The sequence below is a fragment of the Streptomyces sp. NPDC005017 genome (genome assembly GCF_042873115.1).
GTDB lineage: Bacteria > Actinomycetota > Actinomycetes > Streptomycetales > Streptomycetaceae > Streptomyces.
Genome location: NZ_JBIALD010000023.1, coordinates 75,197 through 99,008, shown reverse-complemented (window position 1 = coordinate 99,008; position 23,812 = coordinate 75,197). Strand labels below are relative to the sequence as shown.

The following is a 23,812-nucleotide window of genomic DNA, read 5'->3' as shown; positions in this document are numbered from 1 at the left end:
GGTCGCCCTGGGGGACTCCCCGAGGCTCTTCGGGCGCGATGTGTGTCCGACGGCGCCCGAGCAGCGGTGCGACTGTACCCGGCGGCCGGTGCGCGCCGTCAACTCGCCGTTGGTCGGGGATGACTGGGAGTGACGGCCTGTGCGTCACGTCCGGCGGCAGGGGACCGCCTGGTCACCGACCCGCGGCTCAGGCGTCCGTGGCCTGTCCCCGAGGCCGCGGTGCGGCGGTCTCCGGGGAGAGGCGTACCCGGCGGCTGTGGGCCCGGGCGACCCCTGTCCACCAGGCGAGTTCGTCGTCGATGGTGCCGTTGCCGTCTCTGGTCCGCTCGGCCGGCCCGGCGTCGGCCCCGGAAGGTGTCAGCCGGCGCATCCCGCTGTTCCAGAGCTCCAGGGCCGCGGACAGCTGGGCCGCCTCGACCATGGCGTCGAGGTCTTCGCCCCGCAGCCCGCCGTTCCGGCCCCGCTCCTCCTCCGCCTGCCGGACCGCCGGACTGAACAGCGGATTGAGCGTCGCCCGCCAGTCGTTGAGCTCGATCAGCGCCCGGCGAACACGGTGGTGTGGGTCCAGCGTTCGCCCGTGCGCGACCATCACGTTGTCGGGTGCGACGGTCCGCAGCGCCACGTGCAGCGCCCTGAGCGCGAAGAAGGCACGCCACTTGGCCACGCGATCGCGCAGCCGCAGCACGGCAGGTCCCGCGACCGGGACGGTCAGGGCCAGCAGGAGCAGAACGGTGGCGATCGGCAGGAGGACGTCCGTCGCCACACTGAACAGCGGCTGCATGTCCCGGTCCAGCCAGGTCCCGACGATGGTCCCGACGCCCAGGGTGACCATGGTGGTGATGACGACGCCCGTGGCCCCGTACAGGCGCAGCCCCCAGCGCAGCCAGGGAAGCGCGGTGAAGTCACCGCTCCTGGCCCAGGTCAGACACCAACGCCCCAGTACCCCGAAGGCGATGGCGTTGGAGACGCAGAACAGCAGGAGGAACGCGGAGATCGTGGGCAGGTGGGCGTAGTGGGTGGGGAAGTCCGTCGGCCGTTCCTCGGGCACCGGCGACACCGCGAAGAGCACCCAGAAGACGATGTTCGCCGCCGCGTAGACGGCGATGACCCAGCGGACCGTCAACCACGCGCGCGGCGCGGGATACCGCCACACCAGCGCCAGGCACAGCGACGAGGCGCCCGCGCCCGAGGCGAGGCTGTAGGTCAGGATCCGGCCGATGTTGGGTACCCCGGTGTGCTGCGCGGTCCACACGGACACCGTCGGCACCGAGAACGCCATCGACACGGCGAAGCACGAGACCATGGACAGGATCGCCCAGGTGCGCGGACTGTGCCGCATCGACCGGGCGTGCCAGAGCTTGTACACGAGGAGCACGGCCGCGACGGCCAGCAGTCCCAGGCCGATGAGGTTCTTGACGTAGGCGCCCACGACGCGCATCTCCCGGATGATTCAGAGCCGCCCGGCCAGGGGTGTGCGAAGTCGCAGCCGGGAACGGCCGGCACGAGCCCCGCGCCGGTATCGGCCGGGCAGGAATCGACGCTACTGATGTGTCGAATGAACGGCAAGTGTTGCCACACAAGTACGAGCGCGTCATCCTGTCCGACGGCGCTGCCGCACACTCGGCGACGGCGCTCCCGACACCGATGCTGGAGGCCATGCGATGCCTGCCGACTCCGCGAATCCGGTGCCCACCGTCGCGCCGCCGTACACCGAGCGGCTCGCCCCCGACGTCTACGCCTACATCCAGCCCGACGGCGGCTGGTGCCTGAACAACGCCGGCTTCGTCACCGGCCCCGGCCCCACCGTTCTCGTCGACACCGCCGCGACCCGGGCACGGGCCCGCGCCCTGGCCGAGGCGATCGCGGCCACCGGCGCACCGCCGCCCGCCCACGTGGTCAACACCCACCACCACGGGGACCACACCCACGGCAACGGCCACTTCACGCCGGGCGCCACCGTGATCGGCCACCTCAACTGCCGCCGCGAGATGCTCGCCACCGGCCTCGCACTGCAACGCGCGTGGCCGGGCGTGGACTGGGGCGAGATCGTCGTGTCCCCGCCCTCCGTGACGTACACCGACCGCATGGTGCTGCACGCCGCGGGCACCGAGATACACCTCGTCCACCCGGGGACGCCCGCCCACACCACGGGCGACACCGTGGTCTGGCTGCCCGAGCGACGCACGGTCTTCGTCGGCGACCTGGTCTTCAACGGGATCGCGCCGTTCCTGGTCGAGGGTTCCCTGGACGGCTCCCTGCGCGCGCTCGACCTGCTGCGATCGCTCGACGCGGAGGTCGTCGTACCCGGACACGGCCCGGTGTGCGGGCCGGAGGCCTACACAGCCACCGAGCACTATCTGCGTACCGTACGGCGTCTCGCGGCCGCGGGACGTGCCGCGGGCCTGACGGTCCTGCAGATCGCCCGCGCCGCCGCCAGGGAGGCGGCGGACAGGGACGTACTCGACCACCCCGAGCGTCTCGTGGCCAACCTCCACCGAGCCCTGGCCGAGCTCGACGGTGCTCCGGCCGGAAGCCCGCTCTCCCTGCCACGGATCCAGCGGGACGTCATGGACTTCACCGGAGGAGCGCCGCTTGTCTGCCACGCGTGAAAGACGCGCGTTCCGCACGTGCCTGTCACCCTGCAGAAAGGACGGCCTGTGCGCCGAGCCGCCCGCCAGACTCCACTCGAAGGCGAACTTCCCGTCTCACTCGACAGTTTCGTCGGCCGGGACCATGAACTGGACGCACTGCACGGGCTGTGGAGGCGGTGCCGGCAGCTCACGCTCGTCGGGCCGCCCGGCGCGGGAAAGTCGCGGCTGGCCGTGGAGTTCGCCCGGCACCAGCGCGGCGGCTTCGACCAGACCGGGTTCGTCGACGCCGCTCCGCTCGGCACATCCGCAGAGCTGGTGTCGGCCGTCGCCGAGTCCCTGCTGGTGCGTGAACGGCCCGACGAGCCGCTGCTGGACACGGTGTGCGCCGAGTTGAGCGTCCGCCGGGCCCTGGTGCTGTTCGACGGCTGCGAGGGAGCCGTCGACCCGTGCGCCCGGCTCGTCGAGACGCTCCTGCGGCGCTGTCCCAACGTCCGGATCCTGGCGGCCTCCCGGGAACTGCTCGGGGTTTCCGGTGAAGTCACTTTCCCCGTCAGACCGTTGCCGTTGCCCGAGAGCGGCGTCACGGTGGGCCCGCCGGCACGGCAGAAACTCTCCGACGCGGTCCGCCTGTTCGTCGACCGGGCCCGCGAGCAGGTACCGGGATTCGAGCTGAGCGAGGCCAACGGCCGGGCGGTGGACGCGATCTGCGTCATGCTGGACGGGATTCCGCTGGCCATAGAGCTGGCCGCGCGCTGGGTACGGCTCCTGAGCTGCGAGGAACTGCTCGCCCACCTCGGCGACAGGTTCGACCTCCTGACCGTCTCCCCGCGCACCGCCGACGACCGTCATCGCGACCTGCGCTCGGCGCTGCGGTCGAGTGTCGTCCGTCTCGACCCCCGCGCCCAGGCGGTCTTCCGGCGCCTGTCCGTGTTCGCCGGGGGAGCGGACCTCGCCGCGGCGACCGCCGTGTGCGCCGGTGACGGCGTGCCGACCGGCTCCGTGCTGAGGACGATCTGCGACCTGGAGGCCAAGTCCCTGCTGGAGGCGAGGCCGTTGACGGATCCGGCGGGCCGGGACCGGCCCCTGGCGCGGTTCACGATGCTGGAATCGATCCGCCTCTACGGCTTCGAACAGCTCACCGGATCCGGGGAGACGGACGCCACCTTCGACAAGCTGGCGGGCTGGCTCTCCAGGCTCGTCGAATCCCTGCCCGAGCCGGTGATCGCCTACGCGGACACGTTACGGCTGCTGGAGGAGGACGGCGACAACCTGCTCCGGGCGGCCGAGTGGGCGACCGGGAACGGCGACGGGCGACACGCCCCGCTCATCGCCGCGGCGGCCAGATGCGCCTTGGAACGTGACGATCCCCAGGCCGCCGGACTGCTGGTGACGGCCGCGCTCGACCGCGCGCGCGACGCCCCAGCCATCCGCAGCCTCGTGCTGCAGCAGGCGGCCTGGCTGGAGTTCTGCCGGGAACACCTCGACACGGCACATGCCCTCGCCCGGGAGGCGATCGGGATCGAGCGGGGCCTGGACCGCCCCCTGATGCTCGCCGAGGCCCTGGGCCTGCTGGGGCTGGTGCGGCTGGCGCGCGGTGAGTTCACCGGCGCCCACCGGAGCATGGAACAGGGCCTCGACACCGTACGGCCCGTGGGAAACCTGCGGCACACGGCACGCAGGCTCCACCACTGCGCGTGGGCGGCCCTGCGGGCCGGGGAGCGGGAGCGGGCCGCCGCGCTGCTCCAGGAGCTGTCTCCGATCCTGCTGACCGAGACGGAACCCGCGCTGCTGGCGGCCGTGGAGATCCTGGGCGGGATGGTGGAGCTGGACACCGGGGACCTGGAGCGGGCGGAGTCACGCTTCAAGCGGTCACTGCGCGCCGACCGTCCCGACCGGTACGGCACGCCACGGGCCTTGGAGGGGCTGGCGATGGTCGCGGCGCGCCGGGCGCAGGCCGAGCGGACCCTGCGGCTGCTCGGCGCGGCCGCCGCGATCCGCGGATCGCGTGCGGAGCCGGATCCCGTCTGGCGGCGGTCCGTGGACACGGCCGCGGGCGAGGCCGGCCGGCTGCTGGACCCGGCCGCGGCCGAGGCGTTCCGGGCGGCCGGCAGCCGGATGACCGCAGGACAGGCGGTGTCCCTCGCGGTGCACGACGCGCCGGCGGAACCGCCCGGACGCGCACGCGTCGGCCATGACCTCACGGAGCGGGAGTGCGAGGTCGCACGGCTGGTGGCGGACGGCATGACGAACCGGCAGATCGCGCGGAGACTGGACGTGTCCCCCCGCACGGTCGACGCGCACCTGCAGCACATCCGCGACAAGCTCGGTCTGCGCGCCCGGGCGCAGGTGGCGGTGTGGGCCGCGCGCCGCCTGTCGTCCGCACCGGCGCGCCCGGAAGCCTGGTGCGAGGGGCCGGGACTGTGTCTGCGTTAGCCGTGCGCGAGCCGACGGGCGCGACACCCGCCGGACCATAGGCCACGAGGCGTGCTGCCGGCATCGGTGATTCACGCACTCCGCCCGTGCGGCATACGCCGGTCGGCCCGGCCCGGCGCGCTGCGCGTTCCACCGATGCCGACGCGGCCCGGCACGGGCACGGTGTTCACGGCACACCACCACTCCGTGTGGCCGAGGGGGCAGGTACGTGGACGCAAGTGTCATCGTCGTGGGAGCCGGGCCGGCGGGACTGATGCTCGCCGGCGAACTACGGCTCGCCGGAGCCGACGTCATAGTTCTGGAGCGCCTCGCCCGGCCGTCGGGCGTCTCCCGCGCCCTGGGCCTGACCATCCGCACCATGGAGGTGTTCGACCAGCGGGGACTGCTGGAACGGTTCGGACAGCTCGACAGCAGCACTCGGCAGTACTTCGGCGGTGTGCCCGTCGACCTCGCCGCACTCGACAGCGTCCACCTGGGCGACAAGACGGTCCGCCAGGCCCGTATCGAAGAGGTCCTGGAAGGGTGGGCCACCGAACTGGGCGCGGACATCCGGCGCGGCCACGAGGTGCTGTCCCTGACACAGCGCCCCGACCACGTGGAGGTCGAGGTGCGCGGTCCGCGGCAGTCACGACTGCTGCGCGCACGCCACCTGGTCGGCTGCGACGGCGCCCGCAGCATCGTGCGCCACGCCGCCGGCTTCGGCTTCCCCGGCAGGGAGCCGAGCCAGAAGATGTACGTCGCCGAAGTACGAGGCGTCGAGAGCCGGTCGATCATGCGGGGCGACGCCAGGGTACGGGCCGAGCGCGTGCCCGGCGGCAATGTGCTGGCGTACGACCTCGGCGAGGGCGTCACCCGCGTCTTCGCCCACGAGCGGGCGGCACGGCCCGACGACCGTACCGAGCCGCCGGCGTACGCGGAGGTCGCGGCCGCCTGGCGGCGCCTGACCGGCGAGGACATCTCCGCGGGGACACCGCTGTGGACCCTCGCCGTCGACGACGCCACGCGTCAGGCCACCGAGTACCGCCGGGGCCGGGTCCTGCTCGCCGGACACGCCGCGCACGTCCAGGTCCCGGCCGGGGGCCAGGGTATGCACGCGGGCATCCAGGACTCGGTGAACCTCGGATGGAAACTCGGCGCGGTGAGCCGGGGCAGCGCCCCGGAAGCCCTCCTCGACACCTACCACGGCGAGCGCCACCCGGTGGGACGGCGACTGCTGACGAGCACACGGGCCCAGGCACTGCTGTTCCTCGACGGCGAGTACCTGGAGCCCCTGTGCGAGGTGCTCACCGAACTCGCCGGGTACGAGGCCGTCAACCGGCATCTGGCCCGTATGGTCAGCGGACTCGACGTCCACTACGACGTGGGCCCCGGCGACCACCCGCTCCTGGGCCGCCGCATGCCCCACCGGACCCTCAAGGGCCCGGCCGGCCGAACGAGCACCGCCGAACTGCTGCGCCCGGCCCGGGGCGTACTCCTGGACCTGGCCGACGACGCCGGACTGCGCCGCGCCGCCGGCGCCTGGGCGGACCGGGTGGACACCGTCACCGCTGTCCCCGAGGCCGACGGATCGCCGGACCCGCTCGGTGGCACCGAAGCGGTGCTGATCAGGCCGGACGGCCATGTCGCCTGGGTCCAGGGCTGCCCCCGCACCCTGCCCGAGGCTCTGGAGCGCTGGTTCGGCCCGGGCCGGGGGCAGGACGCGTGAAGTCGGAACCCACGAGGCCGGGGCCCGCGGACCCCCGCCCGCACCGGACGAAGGAGAGAAGGCGGATGCGCACCAACCTGATCGTCGCACGCATGGACCCGGAGGCGAGCGCCCGAGCCGCCCGCGTCGCGGCCGAGTTCGACAGCACCGACCTGCCGCGGCGGATGGGCACGCTGAGGCGGGAGCTGTTCATGTACAAGGGCCTGTACTTCCACGTGCAGCAGTTCGACGAGAGCCAGGGATCGGAGGCCTTCGAACGCGCCTGGACGGACCCGCGCTTCGTGCGTGCGCGCGGCGAGGCCGAGCCCTACTTCGAGCACTACGACCCGCAGAACTGGCGCTCCATCCGCGACTCCATGGCCACCTGCTTCTACCACTGGGAGGCGCCCCGATGACCCCCCGAAGAGTGGCCGTCACAGGGCTCGGCGTACTGGCGCCGGGCGGCATCGGAGCCAAGGACTTCTGGAGCCTGCTCGCCGAGGGCCGTACGGCCACGCGCAGGATCACCCTCTTCGACCCCTCGCCCTACCGGTCCCAGGTGGCGGCGGAGGCCGACTTCGACCCCGGGCTCCACGGCCTGAGCCCGCGCCAGGCACGGCGGCTGGACCGCGCCGCCCAGTTCGCCCTGGTCGCCGTGCGCGAGGCGGTGCGGGACAGCGGCGTCGAACCGTCCGCCGCGGACCCGCACCGCGTCGGGGTCTGCGTGGGCACGGCCGTAGGGTGCGCCACGAACCTGGAAGCGGCGTACCACGCGGTCAGCGACGGCGGCCGGGTGCACCTGGTGGACCACAGCCGTACGACGCCCGAGCTCTACGACCACTTCGTGCCGAGTTCGATCGCCGCCGAGGTCGCCTGGGCCGTCGGTGCCGAAGGACCCGCGACCGTGGTGTCCACCGGCTGCACCTCCGGCATCGACGCCGTCGGCCACGCCTGCGAACTGATCCGCGAAGGCTCCGCCGACGTCGTGGTCGCCGCCGGCACGGAGGCGCCGATCTCGCCGACCGTGCTCGCGAGCTTCGACACCGTCAAGGCGACGACGCCGCACAGCGGGGACCCGGGCGAGGCGGCCCGGCCCTTCGACCGAACCCGCGACGGCTTCGTGCTCGGCGAAGGCTCCGCCGCGCTCGTCCTGGAGGACCTGGAGCACGCCCGCCGACGCGGCGCTCAGATCCACGCGGAGATCGCCGGCTACGCCAACCGCTGCAACGCCTTCCACATGACCGGCCTGCGCGCCGACGGCCTGGAGATGGCCCGGGCGATCAACGCCTCGCTCGACGAGGCCCGGCTGAACCCGCAGGACGTCGACTACGTCAACGCCCATGGCTCCGGCACCGTACAGAACGACGTACACGAGACCGAGGCCTTCAAGGCCACTCTCGGTGAGCACGCCCGCGTCACGCCCGTCAGCTCGATCAAGTCGATGGTCGGCCACTCGCTGGGCGCGATCGGCACGATCGAGATCGCGGCGTCGATCCTCGCCATGGCACACCACGTCGTACCGCCCACCGCGAACCTGCGCAGCCCGGACCCGGCGTGCGATCTGGACTACGTACCGCTCGTCGCCCGCGAGTGGCGGACGGACACGGTGCTGACCGTCGGCAGCGGGTTCGGCGGCTTCCAGAGCGCCATGGTGCTGACCCGGCCGGAGAGGCGGACGCGATGACCTCCTCGGTCGTGGTGACCGGCATGGGCGTGGCGGCCCCCAACGGGCTCGGCCTGGACGCGTACTGGGACGCGACCTGCTCCGCAAGGAGCGGTATCGCCCGGATCTCCCGCTTCGACCCCGCACCGTATCCGGCGCAGCTCGCGGGGGAGGTCCCCGGGTTCGACGCGCGGACGTTCCTGCCCGGCGCCCTGCTGGCGCAGACCGATCACATGACCAGGCTCGCGCTGGTGGCGGCCGACTGGGCGCTGGCCGACTCCGGCGCGGACCTGCGGCAGCTGTCCGCGTACGACGTCGGTGTGGTCACGGCCGGTTACGCGGGCGGCGTGGAACTCCAGCAGCGGGAGCTGGAGAAGATGCGGAGCAAGGGACGACCGCGCCCGAGCGCGTACCTCTCCTTCGCCTGGTTCTACGCGGTGAACACCGGACAGATCTCCATCCGCAACGGTCTCAAGGGCGCCGGTGGTGTGGTGATCGGTGAGCAGGCGGGCGGCCTCGACGCCCTGGCGCAGGGGCGGCGCCACATCCGCAGGGGCGGCCGGATGACCGTCGCCGGAGGTGTCGACGGCTCACTGTGCCCCTGGGGATGGGCGTGCCGGCTCGCAGGGGAGCGACTGTCCGCCGAGCGGGATCCGGACCTCGCCTATCTCCCCTTCGACCGCAGGGCGCGGGGGCATGTGCCGGGAGAGGGCGGGGCCCTGCACATCCTGGAGGAGAGCGAGGCCGCGCGGCGGCGGGGAGCCAGGATCTACGGGGAGATCGCCGGGTACGGCTCGACCTTCGACCCGCCTCCCGGCAGCGGGCGCCCGCCCGGCCTGGGCAGAGCGATCCAACTGGCCCTGGCCGACGCCGGGGTGGAACCGGACGGGATCGACGTGGTGTTCGCCGACGCGGCCGGATGGCCGGAGCCGGACCGCGCGGAGGCCGAGGCGATCAACGAGGTGTTCGGGCGGTACGCGGTGCCCGTCACGGCACCCAAGACGATGACCGGCCGCCTCAGCTCCGGAGCGGCCCCCCTGGACGTGGCGGCCGCGCTGCTCGCGCTGCGCGACGGTGTCATCCCGCCCACTCTGAACTCCTCACCCGACCCGGACCACGGGATCGACCTGGTGACGCGGGCACCACGCTCCGCACCGTTGCGCGCGGCGCTCGTCCTGGCCCGCGGCCACCCCGGCTTCAACTCCGCGATGGTCGTACGCGCGGCGCGGTGAGACAGGGCAGACAGAGACAGACGGACAGAGACAGACGGACAGAGACAGCGACAGAGACAGCGACAGGGACGGACAGAGACTGTGACAGACTGTGACAGAGAGGTCCACCATGCCTGATCGGCCCTTCACCATCGACGACCTCGCCGTGATGCTGCGCGACAGCGCGGGAGACCCGGACGAAGCCTGCCCGGGCGGCGACATCCTGGACACCACCTTCGGCGCGCTCGGATACGACTCCCTCGTCCTGCTGGAGACGGTCGTCCGCATCGAGGACGCGTACGGCATCACGCTCGACGACGCGGCCCCGGCCAAGCCGGAGACGCCCCGGGCGCTGATCCAGGCCGTCAACGAGATCCTGCGGGCGGAGCGATGACCCGGCGGTCGCCACGGGTGGCGCTCGTCACCGGCGCCACCAGGGGCATCGGACTGGCCACGGCGCGACTGCTGGCCACGCGTGAGCACCGGGTGTTCATCTGTGCGCGCGACGCCGGGGACGTGGCGGCCACCGTCGGGAAGCTGAGGGCGGAGGCCCTGGACGTCGAGGGCGCCCGGTGCGATGTCACGGTGGCCGAGGACGTCCGGGGACTGGTCGGAGCCGCCGTCGAACGCTTCGGCCCGATCGACGTGCTCGTGAACAACGCGGGCCGCAGCGGCGGCGGGGTCACCGCGGACCTCACGGACGAGGCGTGGTCCGAGGTGATCGAGGCCAACCTGACGAGTGTCTTCCGCGTGACCCGGGAGGTGCTCACCTCGGGCGGCATGCGGGACAGGAACGACGCCAGGATCATCAACATCGCCTCCACGGCCGGGAAGCAGGGCGTCGCGCTGGCGGCCGCGTACTCGGCCTCCAAACACGGTGTCGTCGGTTTCACCAAGGCGCTGGGCAACGAACTGGCCGCCACCGGCATCACCGTGAACGCGGTGTGTCCCGGGTTCGTCGAGACCGCCCTGGCCCAGGAGGTGCGCGCCGGCTACGCCACCGCGTTCGGGACCTCCGAGGAGGCCGTGCTGGAGAGGTTCCGGGCGCGGATCCCGTTGGGCCGTTACAGCACACCCGAGGAAGTCGCCGGCCTGGTCGGCCATCTGGTGTCCGACAGCGCCGCATCGATCACCTCGCAGGCGATCAACGTCTGCGGGGGACTGGGGACCTTCTGAGCCGCCGGCCGCGGAGCGCCTGCCGCTCCGCGGCCGACGAGAGGAGTACGTGATGCAGTTCGACGGCGAGCGGCGAGCCGAGCACGGGATCACGGTGCCCGCGCCCGCTGACACCGTGTACCGGCTCCTGGCGGATGCGGAGGACTGGCCACAGGTCTTCCCGCCGACCGTCTGGGTCGACCGTGCCGGGGGATCGTCCGTCCGGGAGGAGCGGCTGCGGATCTGGGCGAGCGCGGGCGACCGGCTCACGGGCTGGGTCTCGCGCCGGTGGCTCGATCCTCGGGCGCGTCGCATCGACTTCCGCCAGGAGGTGCCCGCACCGCCGGTGGCCGCCATGAGCGGCGGCTGGCGGGTGGAGCCGCTCACCGACGGCACCTGCCATGTGCGGCTCCTGCACGGCTACCGCGCTCTCGACGACGACCCCGCAGACCTGGAGCGGATCGAGCAGGCGGTCGACCGCAACAGCCGCAGTGAGCTGGCAGCCCTGAAGGCCGCCGCCGAACGTGCCACGGCACCCTGCGACGGGTCGCGCCTGGAGATCGACGACAGCGTGCGGATCGACGCACCGGCCGAGGAGGTCCACGACTTCCTCCGCCAGGCCCAGCACTGGCCCGAACGTCTGCCGCACGTGCTCTCGGTCGCCCTGCGGGAGGACATGCCGGACCTGCAGACAGTGGAGATGCGCACCCGTGCCGCGGACGGCAGCGTGTCGACGACCGTGTCGGCCCGTGTGTGTCTCCCGGACCGTCGCATCGTCTACAAACAGACCCTGCTGCCTCCGCTGCTGGCCGTGCACACCGGCCGCTGGAGCATCGCGGAGACGGGCCGGGGCGTGACGCTCAGCTCTCACCACACGGTCGTCATCGACCTGGCGGGTGTCACCGAGCTGTTCGGCCCCGACGTGAGCCTCGGGACGGCACGCACGATCGTGCGCGAGGCCGTGTCCGCCAACAGCCGTATCACGCTGGACCGCGCCCGCCGCCACGCCGAGCGGCAGCGCTGACCGTGCGCCGGCACGAGGTCGGCGACGGTCAGCGCTCACCCCGCTTCAGCGCGTGGTCGGAGGGCGTGAGTCCTTCGGCGATCCGCGTGACGCACGGCGGTGCCTTGGACAAGGCCCGGGCCCGCAGCTCTTCCTGACTGTTCGTCAGGCGCTCCAGCAGCTCATCGGCGAACTCCTCGGCCTCCCGCTCCTCGGACCGGGTGTGGTCGGTCCGCCCCGCGATGATGCGCGCCATCCTGGCCGGCAGGTTCGGGGCGAACTGGCGAAGGCCCGCCTGCCGGTCCAGGACGACGGGCTCGTGCCCCAGGTACAGATGCGCGAGTTCGTGCAGCAGAACCCCGAGCCGGTGGTACCAGGACGGTGAACTGACGCAGTACACGACGTACGAGCCGTCCCGGTAGCGTGCCGTCGCCCCGCTGAGCCGTGCTCCGCGCATCGGGACGAACCTGACCTCCACGCGTTCCTGCAGGTGCTCGCTGAGCACCTCGCCGACGCGGCGGCAGGCGTCCTTCGACGTGGCCGTCGGGGGCAGGGCGAACCTCTCGATCAGCCGGTCGATGAGTTCACCGCGCTCGCTCTGCTCCATGACGCCTAGTTCACTGGTCCACTCGTAGATCCGCACGACCCGCTCATATCGCCGTTGGTCTCTCTTTCGAAGGCGGACAGGCACATCCTCACGCAGCTTCACCCCGGATTACTGCCGTGTCAATGGACCGGCGATGTACTCCACGTGAGTATGAGGGGCGGGGTGGTGTGCTCCCCGCTCCCCGGCGGTGCGTCAGGCCAGCCCGTACGCCCGGATCACCGTCTGGCGCACCTTGTTCCCGTTCGTGTCGCTCGCCGAGACCCGCAGCGACACGTACGAGGAACGGTCGGAGGGGTTGAAGACCGTGACCTCGGCCCGGTTGCCGTCGCGCTCCCGGACCCAGGCATGCCTCCAGGAGGCTCCGTCGTCGTAACTCACCTCCACCGAAAGGTCCTTCAGTGTCGCCTCGGGTGCCCCGGCCTGCGCTGTGACCGTGACGCCGAGCGTCTGCCAGTCGAAGGCGCGGCCCCGGCCCAGCTCGTCGAAGTCCGAGCTGACACCGGCCTGGAGCAGCGGCAGCCAGTCCAGGCCCTGAGGCCGTTCGGAGCGGAACGTCCACTCGGTGATGATCCGGCCGGCCGTGGTCGCCCAGTCCGGTGACCGACGGGCGTCGAGGGCGAGTTCATAGGTACCCGGGTCGGCCGGCATGGCGAACCAGCCGATGCCCGGCAGCGGGGCCTCGCCCAGCACCCTGCCGTCCCGCGACAGCGTCATCCTCGCCTGCACGTGGCGCAGTTGGAACACCGCCGCCGAGCCGTGGCCCGGGTCGGTCGGTGCGAACGCGCCGATCACCGCCGCCAGGGTGTCCCCGGTGCGGTAGACGCCGTTGACGTAGCGGTGCAGGTCCAGGTCCGGGCGCAGGACGCCCTGGTTCCATACACGCGGCACGGAAGTGCCCGCCGTGTAGTGCCCGATGCCGGAGATGCTGCCGTCGAACGCACCTGGGAACGGGGTGCCGGTGGCGCGCTGGAACAGGTGCTCCGACCAGTCCGTCTCGAACTCGGCCGTCCCGGTGGAGTACAACTCGGTGCGGCTGCCGGGCAGCGGGACGTCGTGCAGGATGCCGAAGATCAGCCCCTGCATCGGCATGTACGCCGGACCGGCGGAGCGGGCGCCCACGGCCGGTTTGCCCTGTGCCCGGTAGTCCGCGCGCACCTGTCCCAGTCGGGAGTCCCGCACCGGGTAGTCCAGGTTCTCCGGAATGCCGCCGCCACGCGGCCCGTGGGCCAGGTAGTAGGTGTACGCCGATCCCTTCTCCGGCAGCATCACGGCCGTGTGGCCCAGAACCATCCGCTCGGGGTCCGCCGCCACCGGGACCGCGTACATCGGCGCCCGAGTGACGGCGCCCAGGACGAGGTTGCTCTGGGACCGCCCGTCGTCGGCCAGCATGCCGAGGTTCAGCTCGGTGTAGTAGCGCCGGGCATCGGGCCGGTCCACCCGGTCGACCACCTCCTTGCCCCGCCGGGCGTCCAGCGTGACCGTGATCCCGTCGTGGTCGACGACGGTGCGCGGCTGGGACTCCAGCGTCAACGGGGCTTCGGCGGCCGGGAGTTCCGCGTCAAGCGTGGAGATCGAGCCGGTCACCGCGTAGACCCCCTTGGGGAGTCGGACGGTGGCCTCGCCGTCACGCAGCCGGACGGGCGGATCGGCGTACGCGATGCCGTTGCGCTGGAAGAGGTACACGCCCTGCGCGAGATCGTCGCTCGCCGGCATCCCGTCGCGGTCGATCGCCTTGATCGTCACGTCGTACGACTCGGGTTCGACCACGACGCCCACGGCGGTGACCACGCGCACCCCGTCACCCTCGGCGGTGACGCGCCCGCCGAACTGCCCCGCGGCCCGCTGGTGGAACGCCGACGCCTTGAGGGTCGCCGTCACCTCCGCCGTGCCGTGTGCCGGGACGGTGATCCGGTCGGCGGAGAGGGTGAGGCTGCCGTCCGGTGCGGGTTCTGTGGCGGACTCGTTTGTGAGTGAGGCGGTCAGGGACAGGGTGACGTCCGTGCCGCCGGTGTTGCGGTACCGCACGGTGCGGCGGGCGTCGGGCAGCGTCCGCTGAGGATAGGGGAGATGGCCGAAGGACTGGGAGACCGTCTCGGCGTACACCTGCTGCGTCGTCGCGCGCGCCGCGTCCAGGCGGCCGGAGCCGGTCCCGAACACCGGCTGCCCGGCGGCCGGATCGGCGGACGAGACCAGGGCCGCCTTCAACTGCCGCCCGCTCCAGTCCGGGTGACGCTGGGCGAGCAGCGCCGCGGCGCCAGACACGTGCGGGGTGGCCATGGAGGTGCCGTACAGACGGGTGTAGAGGTCGTCGACCGGCTCGCCGATGCTGGTGCCCTTCGCACGGGCGGCCGCGATGGCATCACCGGGTGCCGCCATGTCGGGCTTGACGGCCTGGTCGCCCGGGCGCGGACCGCAGCTGCTGTACGTGCTCAGGACGTCGTCGGCGTCCACCGCGCCCACGGCCAGGGCCTCGTCCGCGGCGGCCGGGCCGCTGATTGTCGGGGCCCAGCAGTAGCTGTTGCCCGCGGCGGCGACAAACAGCGTGCCGTAGCGGTCGCTGAGGTCGTTCACCGCCAGTGAGAGCGGGTCCCTGCCGTCGGAGGCCTCATCGGTGCCGAGGCTCAGGTTGACGATGTCGGCGCCGCTCGAGGCCGCCCACTCCATCCCGGCGATGATCGCCGAGTCGTCGCAGTACTCGTCCGCGCAGACCTTGCCGACCAGCAGGGAGGCGTCGGGGGCGACACCCCGGTACGCGGCGCCCGGACCGCCCGCGCCGCTGCCCAGCGCGATGGACGCCACATGCGTGCCGTGCCCGACCTTGTCCGTCGCCCCGCCGCTGTCGGTGAAGTCCCGGCTCTCCTTGACGCGCCCGGCGAAGTCGGGGTGCATGGCGTCCAGACCGGTGTCCAGGACCGCGATGTCCACACCCCTGCCCGTATAGCCGGACTCCCAGGCGGCCGGGCTGCCGATCTGCTTGTTGCTGCGCTCGTCCTTGACCCGCACGCGCCCGTCGAGCCAGACGTGCTCCACACCGGGCCGCAGCCGCTTGACCGCGCCGCCGGTGGTCAGCGCGGACCACAGCGCCCCGGGCGCGTCGGCTCCGGCCCGCAGGGCGGCGCCGCCCAGCGCGGGCAGCGCCCGGACGGTGCGTAAACCGTCGGTCGCGCGCAGCGCCGGGGGAGGGGCGCCGCGATAGGCGGCGATCGCCCGCGCCGGAACCACGGCGCCCGAGGGAAGCGTCTCCGCCTGTCCGGTGACGTCGAACAGACGTGGATCGAGGCGGCCGGACGCGAGCAGGTCCGCGGCGTCCGCGGGGACGACGTCCAGCCGGACGCGGCCGTGGCGGTCCTTGGTGTACGACCTGAACACGGCGACGCGTTCACGTCCTTCGGCGGCGCGGTACAGGGCCTCGGGTAGTGAACCCGGCCGTGTGGTGACCACGACCTGATCGCCGGTGATCAGCGTGACGGTGCGGATGCTCGCCCGCTGCTGCGGCGACGACGAGACGGAGGGCGACGGAACGGAGGGTGCGTTCGCCCCGGCCGGGGCGGTGAGAGTGCCAGCGGTTAGCGCGGCCAGCACGGCGACGACACTGCGGCGGCGCCAGGGACTCGCTCTGAAGCGCATGGTGGTGCTCCCTGTAAGCAAGTGGGGGGTGGTGGCTCCGGCGACGCGGAGCCCGGAGGGTCAGCACCGAACCCCTTGCGACGTGGCCACGTCAACCGTGTGCCGAGTCGTCTACCAGGCCCGCTGCGGGCCGCACCTCACCCACCTGGCCCGACGCCGCCGTCCCGGACGGGCAGGCGGGCGGCGCTTCCATCAGGCGTCCATCGGAGCAGCCGGACCGCGTCCGGCACGCCGACGCCACTGCGTCGTTGCACGTGGGGGAGGCTATGAATGGAGCGCGAATGGACCGGCGGCCTGACCGGACTTCCGCGCGACGGCAGAGGCCTGCTGAAACCAGGACTCTCCCGCAGGAGCGGCGGGTGCGCTCCCCGACTCTGCCTTATGAGTGGTTCGCGGACAGGCGTGGGTGGACCCCGGATGGACCGCCAACGGCCGTCCCGGAAACCGCCCTTGACCCCGCGAAGACCCAGCTCCAACCTGTGAACGCGGGCCCACTGAGCCGGCACGACCCGGTGCTCCCCTCGCCGACGGCCGGGTCGTGCCAGGGCGCCGAGGCGGCCCCCAGTCTCCCGAGGAGTCCCGGTCATGGGCCGGTCCTCCTCACCGCGGCCGAGGGAGCGTCGCGGCACGACTGTGGGCCGCGTGGCCCGTCCGGTCCGGTCAGCGGCATTGGCCCGGACCCAGGCCGACGGAGCGTCTGCAAACCAGCCTCTGCCATCCACCGGCGCAGTCGGCGCGAAGCCCGGGGCAGGCGAAGTGCCTTACAGGTCAGTTCTCTTCGAGGACGTCGGGCTGCTCATGGATGATCTCGTCCCAGAGCAGCTCGAAGCTGAACCGGGCGAGTTCGGTGTCTCCGAAGCCGTCGCGCGCTGAGCGAGCCTGTTCGGGGGACAGCGGCTGGGGCAGTCCGGCCGCGTGGGCCAGTAACTGGACCTGAGCCGCGCTGTCGAAGGTGAGGAACCAGTGCACGGCTTCCTCCAGCGTGCTCCCCACGGTGATCAGCCCGTGGTACTTCAGCAGGAGCGCCTTGTGGCTGCCCAGCGTCTCGGCTATCTCCTCACCCAGGTCCAGTTCGACGGAAGGGCCTTTGTAGTCGTCGTACAGGACCTGGTCTTCGAAGAAGGCCGCGGACTCCTGGTCGAGGGGCTCCAGCAGCCGGCCCAGTGAGCCGAGCGCCCGGGAGTGCACGGTGTGGGCGTGGGCGATGGCCGTGGCGTCGGGCCGCAGCTCGTGGATCTTGGAGTGGATGACGAAAGCGCTGGGGTTGACGGGCCGGCTGCCCTGCACCACGAGTCCCTCGCTGTCCACGAGGATGAGGTCGCGGACCTTGACCCGGTTGAACGACACCCCGAACGGGTTGACCCAGAACCAGTCGTGGCGCTCGGGGTCGCGGACGGAGAGATGGCCGGAGATGCCCTCGCCGAACCCGTACTTGCCGAACAGGCGCAGGGCGACGGCGAGCCGCTGCTTGCGGTGGCGTCGTTCGTCGGCGGGGGAGCCGAACGAGGGCGGCTCGGGCAGAGGGAGCCCGGTGGCCGTGTCGGCGAGGAAGGGGGCGGGCCCGGCAACGTGCGGGTCGGTCATGAGGACACCTCGGTAGACGGAGGACGGACGGAAGCGATGTGACCCGACGGGACGCGGCCGCCGGGCGACGACAGGACAGGTGTCCTGCCCGGCATGTGATCGCGCAGGGAGGCGGCTATCTCCTGGGCGCGGTTCACCATCGCGGGAATGCCGAAGGTGAAGAAGAAGGTGCCGAAGGCGAGGTCGCCCAGGACATGGAAGTGGGGGTTCGGTTCACCTTTGACGACGAGCCGGCTGCTCTCACGCTCTACGGACAGGCCCCCGAAGGGGTTGCGTGCGGCCACGCCCGCCGTGACCAGCTCGTCGATCAGCGGCCGAGCCGCGGGCGGGAGTCTGTCAACGGGCGCGTTGACCGCGTTGACCACATGGTCGACGTAGAGTCTCCGCGTGTCCGTGTCGGCGGCGAAGCCACCTCCTGGCGAGGGAGAGATGCGCCGCAGGCCTTCGACGATCCGCAGCTGACCCGAGTCCATCAGCCCGAGCAACGTGGCAGCGCTGGCGGGTGCCATGGGGCAGCACAGGGCGTGGATGGTGCGGTAGTGACTCCGGAGCAGCTCCGCCTTCTGCTCGTCGGCCAGTAGGGACCACAGGCCCGGGCCGGCCTCCGGCACGGCGGACTGCGCGATACGCAGGGCGAGGCTGCCCGAGTCGACCTCGTCGAGCTGGCGCCGCAGACGTGCCGTGGGATCTTCCCGGCCGAGCGCGGCGATCTCCGCAGTGAGAACCCTCAGATCCTCGCCCACCTGAGCCAGTTCCCTGCCGAGGACACGGGCGGCGGTCGCGAGCCCGACGGACCGTCGCGCACCACCCCCACGGAAGCGTTCCGCGGTGAAGTGCCGCAACCGGTGCGACACCGGGCGCTGACGTACCGCGGGCAGGACACCCTGCCGGGACAGCAGACTGATCGGACCCCGATGGCCGACCGCGGCGAGCGCGAGTACGGCGTCGACAGCCGTGAGCCCGCTGCCGATCACGCCGACCGCGTCCTGCGGGCCGATACCGACAAGAGCCTTGGACACGGGATAGGGATCGGGGACGAACCCGGCAGCGCCGTTGAGCTGGTACGTGTCCTGCGGTGCCCCGCGGCCCACACACAGCACCACGTAGTCCGCAGAGAGACGACGGCCGCGGTCGGTGACCAGGACGGCACCGCCGTGAAGGGCCGGCCCGGTACCGACGACCCGCTCGCGTACGACGTTCACCTGCCCGCCCTGGGCTGCGAGATCCCGCATGCTCCTGCGCGCGGAGTGCTCGAGATAGGTGCCGTACACCGTCCTCGGGACGAAGCGGACCCCGGAGTACGGATCGACCTGGCCCCCGGTGACGCCGTCGGCCCGGTCCCTGGCGGCCAGCCAGCGTTCGAAGTGCAGGGGGTCGCTATGGCGCACCGACATGTCGCCGACAGGGGAGTTGAGCCGGACGACTTCGTCATCATGCTGATAGGGCCGCCCACGCCACAGGTGCGGCGTCGGCTCGAAGACGTTGATCCTTCCAGCAGGAGTCTCGGCCTCTGCCAGCGCATCCAGCAGGCACACGGCTGCGGCACCGCCGCCGATGACGGCCAGTTCGACATCGCGATTCGCCATATCGCTCACGCCGTCACGTGGAAGCCGACACATAACGGACGGTCCCCGGAATCCGGATCACTCCATCGGAGTCGCGCAGCAAATCAATACCCTCGGCGACCTCCTTTTCCAGTTCACCGAGTCGCGCCTGCGGAACCCTCTCCCAGAAGGACCGGAAACCATGACTCCACGACCACCTAACCCAGTCCTCACCGGACAGAAGCTCCAGAGAGTAGGTCTCGTCGCACACTTCGATTCCGGTGTAACCGGCTTTGAGGAGAGCCGCGTCCGGTGCTCCCAGCCAACCGTTGTCCAGGTCCTCGAAGAACGTTTTAGGGTGCACACCGACCGACTCCATGACGGTCCCGAAGATCTCCGGCACAAAGGGAATTCCGTCCTGCCCCGTCAGCCGTGGATTGCAGAAGGCGAATCGGCCGCCGGGATTCAACAAGGGCCGGTATCGTTCCAGGACTTCCGCGGAGTCGGGCAGCCACACGAGGACCATGCTGCTCAGGACGAAGTCGAACCGCGCGCCGTGGAACTCCGGCCGGAAAGCGTCCATGAGCTGCACCGAGACGTTCCCCAGCCGCTGGGACTCCGCCGCTCTGCGTGCTCGCCCGACCATCCCCGGAGCCAGGTCGATCCCCACGACCCGCCCCTTCGGGCCGGTGGCCAGCGCTGCGGGGAAAAGGCACGCTCCGCTCCCGCATCCGACATCCAGGACGCTGCTCCCCGGCTCGACCCGAGCCTTTTCCACCAACCTTCGACCGAGGGGCGTGAAGAAGGCGGCACCTGTTCGGTCGTAATCCTCGGAAGCCCGATCGAAGACACTCGCCAGGGCAGCACTGGACTGCTGAAGCATCAGATTCCCTTTCTCGCTCGTGAGAAGCACGAGGCCGATGTGCGGGAACAACGCCCGCCGCGCCGAGCTGAATCAGCGCATTCTTTTCACCCATGGTCAGGCCGCTTTGGGTGGTCGCAGACTCTACTGACCGTCCCGATCCCCTGCCCCGTTCCTGACACCGCTGACATCATCACAACCGGTGTCAGATCGCGTGGAGCCAGCAGGGATGATCGGAAGGCCTCGCTATTCCGGTGCCTGACCGACGCCGAACCCCGAAGCCTGGCCATTCGGCCGGTCCGTGACGCAGCCAGGGCATGCGAGTCTGCTGCCCATGCGGATGGCCTCCCGGCGAGCGGTGCGACAGCGAGCAGCGCATGGCCCTGGTCACGGCGCGGCCGTCGCGCAACTCTCCGAGTGGCGAGCGTCGTTGAAGGGAGCGGTGCCACCCTGTGGCATACCGGTCTTGTCGCTTCGGCAATGGGATGGTTCGGACGGCCCGAGGACGAGCGTGCCGGCCGAGGTGCAGCTCACCAGGACCGTCGTGATGGCTACGGCCGCGACCGCAGGCGTACGCCGGATCCGCCATGCGAGCCGACGTGGCGGCCATACAGCACGGCGGTGGGAAGGGCTGCCGACCCGCGAGGCCAGGTCCGCGGCGCCGCCCATCAGGAGGCCGTCCGGAGATCCATCACTGGTGGGTAGGGGCACGGCACGATGCTGGAAGACTGCCTGTGGGGGGAGGACTGTTCCCCCTCCGTACGAAGCCGTGCCCAGGGCATGCGGATCGCCCGGGCGAGGCAGCCGGACGCCCAGGAACCGGCGAAGGCTCCGCACGGGAAGCGATGACGTCCGGTAGCCCTGGGCTCAGGATCCAGGCCCGTTCGCGGTCAGGCGCGCTGCCAGAGTGCGGGGACGTTCGGCGGTTCCCAGCCGGCCTGGGAGGTGTGGGTCTGAAGACACGAGTACCGCAGGCCGTTGTAGGTCACCTGATGGCCCTGGGTGTACAGGACGCCGGGGGTCCAAGTGGTCGTAGCAGTCGGAGTCGGTGACGGGGCGGATCCGCCGCTCTTCCGGTACAGACGGATGTTCCGGACGTGGACGTCGGTGCGCTGAGACATGCCGGTGCGGCCGTAGATGCCGCACTTGAAGTAATGGGTGTTGTCGCCACGGTCGTCGAAGGTCCTCTTGAGCTGACCGTTCACGTATGCGGAGACCTTGCCCGCGTCCGCATCGTGCACGACGTTGAGGCGGATCCACTGGTCGTACACTGGGGAGTGGATCTGCGTGGTGGAGTCGTAGTAGTTGATGCTGTTGGTGTTCATCGCCAGCGTCATGAAGGCGGTGGCCGCGGAGGCGGCACCGAAGACCTGCTGGACGCAGACCCGGTGTGCGCCTGCGGCGATCTTCATGTCGCATTCGAACTGCGCCGAGCCGGAGGTGTATTCGTCGACGAACCTCAGCTCGCTGCGGGGTCCGGAGGAACTGTCCGGCCAGAGGACGGGGTCGGTGTCGTAGAGCCAGAAGTGGTGCAGCCCCGTGCCGTCCACGGTGTGCCGGGTCAGGCCGGTCGGCTGGTGGACCTTGTAGTCCGCGCTGACCTCGGTCCAGCCCGAGCCGATCGGTGCGGCGCCCGCGGGGCGCGCTGTCCAGAGTCCGGCTGCCGTCAGGCCCAGCGCGGCGCCCGCCGCCGTACCACCGGCCAGGAATTTCCGCCTGTCCATGGAGCTCCTTCGTTCTGAGGTGCCAGTTGAGGCGCAGTCGCGGGGCTGAATCGATGCTGCGGCGCGGCCCGAGCCGTCTTACCGGGCCGGTGTGCGCGGGTATGGATACGACCGCACCTCCAGAGGGACCGGCCGACAACGGTGACCACCCGCCGGCGCAGGAATCGTCCGGCCATCAACTGCGCGCCAAACGATGGCCTAGACCAATTCCGCGGTCAAGGCGCCGAAGTGAGGCGCGGATCGCCATGCCGCCGCCACCCCCGACGCCCCTCATGCGTGCGGCACCTGATCACCCGACGGCCGAAACCACCGCGCCGTCACCGTCGCCCCTGATGAACAGGCCTCCGCGGTGCCGCACCGATGCTGTCACCGCCCCATGTACGCCCATGAACCTCGGCCGCCACACGGAACACACCGCCAACGGCGATCCATTCGCGGTCCATCCACACCGCCCGGAAGCTGGCCGACGAGGCTCGGTCCGCGCGACCCGCGAGGGTTCGGTGAACGACGCCGACGGAGACTTCGTCCAGGCTCAGGCCGAGGCGAAATCGCCCGTCCAGCCACGCACCGAGTGGACATGAGCCGTCTTCGGATACGAGGCATCGCTCTCGGAACGGGGCGCGACCTCGAAGAGATCGATCATCAGGAGGAGCGGGTAGCCGGGAAACGGAGGCAACCGTCGCACGACAACGCCCTCGCATCCGATGACGGTGCCCTGACGTCCCCAGATCGCGGTCCAGGTGTGCGGCTTCGACGCGTCCACGGGCACGGTCACTTCGGCCATGTCGGTGGTCAGACGCGCATCCGAATGCGCCTTCACTCCGCATCGCGCACGGCTCTGGGTGTCTCCGACACCTTCGGCGTCGATCTCGAAGACGCAGACCTCGCCGGTGTCCTTCTCGGACAGATGCTCGCTTCCCACCAGCCACGCCGCGAGCATGCAGCCCTCATCCACGCTTGCGCTCACGGTCACATCCACCCGTCCGGCGGCGGGCGCCCACAGCATGCGTTCAGGCGTGGGCGTGCGCACCACCAGCCCGTCCGGGCGATGCCGGTGCGTTCCTCGCTCAGAGCCCACCGGGCCGGAGAACACCCCGGTCTGCAGGTTGGACACCCGAAGCGGAGCGTCCTCCTCCCGCCAGTCCGACTGGTCGGCGTCGATCCGCAGCCGTAGGCCCGCACGGTCGAAGTCGTAGCGTGCCAGGGAGCGTTCGGGCGTCGTCCAGTGCGGCAGGTAGTGGTCGACCCAGTTGTCCGTTCTGAGCGTCGGGGTGGCGAAGTCGTCCTCGAGATCGGGCTTGCGGGCCGGGGCCTCGGGGAGGCGAGTGGTGCTCGTCATGATCGCATTCTCCCTCGCCGAGACACCTCGCCGCCCGTCACGCCGTCGACGCCGTGGATACCGGAACACACCCCCCTGCGCCAGCGTCCGCCGCGGCCACCAGCCCCAGCCGCACAAACGCGCCGAAGGCCTCAACATACTGACGGCGTGCGGTACACGGGATTGGCGACCACGCGGTCCGTCGGCGTGCCCCAGGACCACCACACCGCGCGCACGATGCGCCGGGCGGGGATGTCGTACGGGAAGATGATCTCCCGCTCCGCCCGGAAGGCGTAGCCGTACCCGAGTGTGCGGTTGACGTCGATGCCCCTGCCGGGGGCTTCGATCTCGTAGATCCAGGTGGAGCCCCGTGCGCGTCCGGGGAAGCCGGACGCCAGGTCGGCGCGGACGGTGCATCCGATCCACGGGGAGGGGACGTTGCGCAGTCCGTACTCCTTGATGTCCGTGTTGGTGCTGTCGGCGCGGACGCGGAAGCCGGACTCGAAGATGGTCGCGGGCGGTCGGCTGTCCCCGCGGAACACGCGACGCGGCGTGACGATCGCCTTCGAGGGGACGGCGAGGACGATGACGCGCCCGGCGGCTGCCGGCGCGCTGACGGGGTGCGGCTGACGTTGCTGAGGAGTGGTCGGGGTCACCTGCGGCGCCTCTCGCTGCGGCGCCACGCCCGTCAGGCGTGGCTGGAGGTGCCGATGGAGCCCGTCCGGAGGTTGTCGTCGCTTCCGGTGATCCGGCGACGACGAGGTGTATACGCTGGTCGCGGCAGGTGTGAATTCGCTCCGGAACCG

General features: G+C 71.3%; 18 protein-coding genes. 9 read left to right on the top strand and 9 right to left on the bottom strand.

What is annotated here, in order from left to right; all coding sequences use genetic code 11:
• Window positions 1–187: 187 nt before the first annotated feature.
• Window positions 188–1,438: an MAB_1171c family putative transporter gene (locus tag ACFYR0_RS28905; protein WP_389334293.1), complete on the bottom strand. Its 1,251-nt coding sequence runs from the start codon at window positions 1,436–1,438 to the stop codon at window positions 188–190.
• A gap of 223 nt (window positions 1,439–1,661) precedes the next feature.
• Between ACFYR0_RS28905 and ACFYR0_RS28900 the strand changes: the two genes are divergently transcribed.
• The 9 genes from ACFYR0_RS28900 (at window position 1,662) to ACFYR0_RS28860 (ending at window position 11,761) form a co-directional block, all read left to right on the top strand.
• Complete coding sequence (locus tag ACFYR0_RS28900; protein ID WP_389334290.1) at window positions 1,662–2,609, top strand: MBL fold metallo-hydrolase; 948 nt, start codon at window positions 1,662–1,664, stop codon at window positions 2,607–2,609.
• A gap of 48 nt (window positions 2,610–2,657) precedes the next feature.
• Window positions 2,658–5,024, top strand: a complete 2,367-nt coding sequence (locus ACFYR0_RS28895; RefSeq protein ID WP_389334287.1) for an ATP-binding protein — start codon at window positions 2,658–2,660, stop codon at window positions 5,022–5,024.
• A gap of 208 nt (window positions 5,025–5,232) precedes the next feature.
• Complete coding sequence (locus ACFYR0_RS28890; protein ID WP_389334284.1) at window positions 5,233–6,729, top strand: FAD-dependent monooxygenase; 1,497 nt, start codon at window positions 5,233–5,235, stop codon at window positions 6,727–6,729.
• A 65-nt stretch (window positions 6,730–6,794) separates the two neighbouring features.
• The gene (locus tag ACFYR0_RS28885) at window positions 6,795–7,124 is read left to right on the top strand and encodes a TcmI family type II polyketide cyclase (RefSeq protein WP_389334281.1); all 330 of its coding nucleotides are present in this window, start codon (window positions 6,795–6,797) and stop codon (window positions 7,122–7,124) included.
• Window positions 7,121–8,392 carry a beta-ketoacyl-[acyl-carrier-protein] synthase family protein gene (locus tag ACFYR0_RS28880; RefSeq protein ID WP_389334278.1) on the top strand — a complete coding sequence of 424 codons (1,272 nt, stop codon included), beginning with the start codon at window positions 7,121–7,123 and terminating at the stop codon, window positions 8,390–8,392. Before ACFYR0_RS28885 ends, ACFYR0_RS28880 begins: the two co-directional genes overlap by 4 nt.
• Window positions 8,389–9,603: a ketosynthase chain-length factor gene (locus ACFYR0_RS28875; protein WP_389334276.1), complete on the top strand. Its 1,215-nt coding sequence runs from the start codon at window positions 8,389–8,391 to the stop codon at window positions 9,601–9,603. Before ACFYR0_RS28880 ends, ACFYR0_RS28875 begins: the two co-directional genes overlap by 4 nt.
• 109 nt (window positions 9,604–9,712) lie before the next feature.
• Window positions 9,713–9,976 carry an acyl carrier protein gene (locus ACFYR0_RS28870; protein WP_389334273.1) on the top strand — a complete coding sequence of 88 codons (264 nt, stop codon included), beginning with the start codon at window positions 9,713–9,715 and terminating at the stop codon, window positions 9,974–9,976.
• The gene (gene fabG / locus ACFYR0_RS28865; RefSeq protein ID WP_389334270.1) at window positions 9,973–10,758 is read left to right on the top strand and encodes a 3-oxoacyl-ACP reductase FabG; all 786 of its coding nucleotides are present in this window, start codon (window positions 9,973–9,975) and stop codon (window positions 10,756–10,758) included. Before ACFYR0_RS28870 ends, fabG begins: the two co-directional genes overlap by 4 nt.
• 52 nt (window positions 10,759–10,810) lie before the next feature.
• On the top strand, window positions 10,811–11,761 hold the full coding sequence (locus tag ACFYR0_RS28860) for an aromatase/cyclase (RefSeq protein WP_389334267.1): 951 nt from the start codon (window positions 10,811–10,813) through the stop codon (window positions 11,759–11,761).
• Window positions 11,762–11,789: 28 nt separating this feature from the next.
• Here ACFYR0_RS28860 and ACFYR0_RS28855 read toward each other — a convergent pair whose 3' ends face one another.
• The 8 genes from ACFYR0_RS28855 to ACFYR0_RS28820 form a co-directional block, all read right to left on the bottom strand.
• Window positions 11,790–12,383, bottom strand: a complete 594-nt coding sequence (locus ACFYR0_RS28855) for a hypothetical protein (RefSeq protein WP_389334265.1) — start codon at window positions 12,381–12,383, stop codon at window positions 11,790–11,792.
• 156 nt (window positions 12,384–12,539) lie between these two features.
• The gene (locus tag ACFYR0_RS28850; RefSeq protein ID WP_389334262.1) at window positions 12,540–15,974 is read right to left on the bottom strand and encodes a S8 family serine peptidase; all 3,435 of its coding nucleotides are present in this window, start codon (window positions 15,972–15,974) and stop codon (window positions 12,540–12,542) included.
• Window positions 15,975–16,742: 768 nt separating this feature from the next.
• Complete coding sequence (locus ACFYR0_RS28845; RefSeq protein ID WP_389334259.1) at window positions 16,743–17,558, bottom strand: class II aldolase/adducin family protein; 816 nt, start codon at window positions 17,556–17,558, stop codon at window positions 16,743–16,745.
• Window positions 17,555–19,144 (bottom strand): FAD/NAD(P)-binding protein, encoded by a 1,590-nt coding sequence (locus tag ACFYR0_RS28840; protein WP_389334256.1) that lies wholly within the window; start codon window positions 19,142–19,144, stop codon window positions 17,555–17,557. The genes ACFYR0_RS28845 and ACFYR0_RS28840 overlap by 4 nt, the downstream gene beginning before the upstream one ends.
• Window positions 19,145–19,157: 13 nt before the next feature.
• Window positions 19,158–19,985 (bottom strand): class I SAM-dependent methyltransferase, encoded by an 828-nt coding sequence (locus ACFYR0_RS28835; RefSeq protein WP_389334253.1) that lies wholly within the window; start codon window positions 19,983–19,985, stop codon window positions 19,158–19,160.
• Window positions 19,986–20,854: 869 nt separating this feature from the next.
• Window positions 20,855–21,688 (bottom strand): carbohydrate-binding protein, encoded by an 834-nt coding sequence (locus ACFYR0_RS28830; RefSeq protein WP_389334250.1) that lies wholly within the window; start codon window positions 21,686–21,688, stop codon window positions 20,855–20,857.
• A 532-nt stretch (window positions 21,689–22,220) separates the two neighbouring features.
• On the bottom strand, window positions 22,221–23,027 hold the full coding sequence (locus ACFYR0_RS28825) for a hypothetical protein (RefSeq protein ID WP_389334247.1): 807 nt from the start codon (window positions 23,025–23,027) through the stop codon (window positions 22,221–22,223).
• Between the two features lie 131 nt (window positions 23,028–23,158).
• A complete protein-coding gene (locus ACFYR0_RS28820; RefSeq protein WP_389334244.1) occupies window positions 23,159–23,662 on the bottom strand; it encodes a hypothetical protein in 504 nt (167 codons plus the stop codon).
• Between the last annotated feature and the right edge of the window lie 150 nt (window positions 23,663–23,812).